Consider the following 1480-nt stretch of genomic DNA (forward strand, 5'->3'; position numbering starts at 1 on the left):
GGGTCTGACAGTAATGATGGAAGTGGCTTGTGCCGCGGTGTGACTCTGGGTCTGACTGACGCCCGCTTCGTTGGTTTGTCTTGAGAATGATTTGTCCGCCGCGGCACAGCTGCAGTAAACGCGGCGGCCAGGTGGACATGACCTAATAGGAGCCTGTTCGAATAAGTCCCATTACTGTCTTGTCTGCCCACCCGGCCGGCGTGCCCCGTTTGTCCCCACCGCACGCAACGGAAAGGCCAGGGCAGTTTCATCATGACAAAACAGCCTTTGAAAGTCATCGCCGGGATCGACACCCACACCGATACCCACCACGTCGCTGTCATCAGCGACAACGGTGCACACCTTGCCGACAAGGAATTCCTCGCCGTCGGCTCCGGCTACCGGAAGATCATCGACTTCATCACCAGCTTTGGCACGGTCGTGGCTGTGGGGGTAGAAGGCACCGGCAGCTACGGGGCCGAACTGGCCCGGGTGCTGACCTGGAAAGGAATCCAAGTCCTGGAAGTCATGCGCCCGAACCGGCAGAACCGCCGGCTGCACGGAAAATCTGACCCATTGGACGCGTACCAGGCAGCCGAAGCCGCCCTGGCCGGCAGCAGGGTATCGATGCCGAAAGCCCGTAACGGCGCCGTTGAAGCCCTGCGCGTGCTGAGGGCCGAGAAATCGACTGCGATGCGGGCCAGGGTGGCCGTCATGACCCAGATCAGAAGCATCTTGGTCTCCGCCCCGGAAACCTTGCGTGCCCGCTACCGCGGCCTGAGCAGCACCGCGACGATCGCGGCACTGGAAAAGTCACGCCCCGGCGGCAACATGACCGACCCCGTTAACGCGACCAGCATCGTGCTCAAACGCCTGGCACGCCGCTACCACGCGCTCGACCAGGAACTGGCCCTGATTGACACCGAACTCGACGCACTCGTCACCGCCCACGCGCCCATGCTCCGTGACCTGCGCGGGGTGGGAACCGACACCGCCAGCCAACTGCTGGTCACCGTCGGAGACAACCCCGAAAGAATCACCACCGAAGCGAAGTTCGCCGCCCTCGTGGGTGTCGCGCCGATCCCGGCCTCGTCAGGGAAAACCACCCGCCACCGGCTCAGCCGCGGCGGAGACCGGCAAGCCAACAAAGCGATCCACCACATCGCACTGGTCCGCATGAGCTGTGACGTGCGCACCAAAACCTACGTCAGCAAGCGCCGGCAAGAAGGCAAGACCACCAAAGAAATCATCCGCTGCCTCAAACGCTACATCGCCCGGGAAATCTACGATCAACTCCTCCACCCCCAGCCTGCGCCCAACGCCGGGAAACTCCGGGCCATGCGCACAGCCAAAAACATCACTCTCCAGACAGCCGCCGACACCCTTCACATCTGGCCCGCAACGCTGTCTCGATTCGAGCGCGGACTCACCCGAGACGACCACTTCTTCCAACGGTACTCAGACTGGCTCAACACCAATTGACAGCTATAGGAGCATCATT

At 62.2% G+C, this 1480-nt stretch carries 1 protein-coding gene; it reads left to right on the plus strand.

The genetic code is table 11. The features are described from left to right. The first annotated feature begins 252 nt into the window (after positions 1–252). Positions 253–1461, plus strand: coding sequence for an IS110 family transposase (locus CXQ88_RS21310; RefSeq protein ID WP_104046150.1), 1209 nt, complete (start codon positions 253–255; stop codon positions 1459–1461). The last annotated feature ends 19 nt before the right edge of the window (positions 1462–1480 follow it).

This window comes from Arthrobacter sp. ZGTC412 (assembly GCF_002929215.1).
Taxonomy (GTDB): Bacteria; Actinomycetota; Actinomycetes; order Actinomycetales; family Micrococcaceae; genus Arthrobacter.